Origin of the sequence: Saccharopolyspora sp. (genome assembly GCF_017434145.1) — a bacterium.
Classification (GTDB): Bacteria; Actinomycetota; Actinomycetes; order Mycobacteriales; family Pseudonocardiaceae; genus Saccharopolyspora_C; species Saccharopolyspora_C galaxeae.
Genome location: NZ_JAFRFW010000358.1, coordinates 1 through 1842, shown reverse-complemented (window position 1 = coordinate 1842; position 1842 = coordinate 1). Strand labels below are relative to the sequence as shown.

The window sequence follows — 1842 nt, the reverse complement described above, 5'->3', positions numbered from 1 at the left end:
CGGCGCGAACCCGGGATGCGTTGCGGGAGCAGGCATCCCGGCTGCTGGAGCTGGTGGAGACCGGTGCGGTCGCGCCGGTGGACGTGGCGTTGTCGACCACCACCTCGCGCGCGGCGCTGGAGCATCGCGCGGTGCTGACCGCGGCCGAGCCCGCGGACGTGACCGAGGGGCTGCGCGCGCTCGCCGCGGACGAGGATCCGGCCTGCTTGATCAGGGGTGTGGCTCGCTCCGAAGGGAAGGCCGCGTTCCTGTTCACCGGGCAGGGCTCGCAGCGCATCGGCATGGGCCGGGATCTTTACGGCCGGTTCCCGGTGTTCGCCGAAGCTCTGGACGAGGTCTTCGCGCAGCTGGACGGTGAGTTGGACCGGCCGTTGCGGGACGTGGTGTTCGCCGCGCCGGACACGGCCGAGGCCGCGCTGCTGGACGAGACGGCTTATGCGCAGCCCGCGTTGTTCGCACTGGAAGTGGCGCTGTTCCGGCTCGTCGAGTCGCTGGGCGCGCGCCCGGAGTCCCTCGCCGGGCATTCCATCGGTGAGATCGCGGCGGCGCATGTGGCCGGTGTGCTCTCGCTGGCCGACGCCTGCAAGCTGGTCGCCGCGCGCGGCCGGTTGATGCAGGAGTTGCCGCGCGGTGGCACGATGATCGCGATCCAGGCCACCGAGGACGAAGTGCGTCCGTTGCTGACCGAGCAGGTGTCGGTCGCTGCGGTGAACGGACCGGAATCCGTTGTGGTGTCCGGTGATTCCGGCGAGGCAGCGGCGATCGCCGCCGGGTTCGAGGACGCGGGCCGCAAGGTCAAACGCCTGGTAGTGAGCCACGCGTTCCACTCGCCCCTGATGGAACCGATGATGGCCGAGTTCCGCCGCGTCGCCGAGGGAATCTCGTACCAGGAAGCGCAACTCCCGATCGTTTCCACTGTGGAAGGAGATGCCGACCTCGCCTCGGCGGAGTACTGGGTCGAGCACGTCCGCCGCCCCGTCCGGTTCCTCGACGCCGTGCGACGGCTCGAAAACCGCGGGGTGCGCACCTTCCTCGAACTCGGTCCGGACGGCGTGCTCTGCGCCGCCGTCCCCGCCTGCCGCACCGAGGCCGACGAGTCGGTCGCGGTGTCCTTGCTGCGCGGCGGCCGCGACGAGGTCGACACGTTCGCCGCCGCCACCGGCGCGCTGCACGCTCGCGGAATCCCGCTCAACTGGGCCGAATTCTTCACCGGAACGGGCGCCCAGCGCGTCGATCTGCCCACCTACGCCTTCCAGCGCCGCCGGTTCTGGCCCAAGGGAAGCGGCAGTGGTGACGTCCGCTCCGCCGGACTCGGCGCGGCGCACCACCCGTTGCTGGCCGCCGCGGTGAGCCTCGCCGACTCGGACGGCGTGCTGCTCACCGGCAGGCTGTCGGTGCAGAGCCACCCGTGGCTGGCCGAACACGCCATCCGCGGCGAGGTGCTGCTGCCCGGCACCGCGTTCGTCGAGCTGGCGATCCGCGCGGGTGACGAGGTCGGCTGCGATGCGGTCGACGAACTCACGCTCGCCGCGCCGCTCGTGCTGCCCGCGCAAGGCGGCGTGCAGGTGCAGGTCTGGCTCGGCGGCCCGGACGAGACCGGGCGGCGGCCGCTGAGCCTGTACTCCCGGCCGGAAGGCGACGAAGAGCTGCCCTGGACCCAGCACGCCACCGGGGCGCTGACCGGCTCGGACGCGGACAGCCCCGCCGAGTTCGCCGCGGCGTGGCCGCCCGCCGGTGCGCAGCCGGTGGCCCTCGACGGGCACTACGAACGGCTGGCCGCCGACGGTTTCGGCTACGGCCCGGCGTTCCGCGGGCTGCGCGCCGCGGGGGGGCGCGGGGTCG

General features: G+C 72.9%; 1 protein-coding gene. It reads left to right on the top strand.

Features of this window, described 5'->3' with window-relative positions; genetic code table 11:
* A partial coding sequence (locus tag IJH84_RS09785; RefSeq protein ID WP_295143006.1) for an acyltransferase domain-containing protein occupies positions 1–1842 on the top strand: 1842 nt, incomplete at both ends.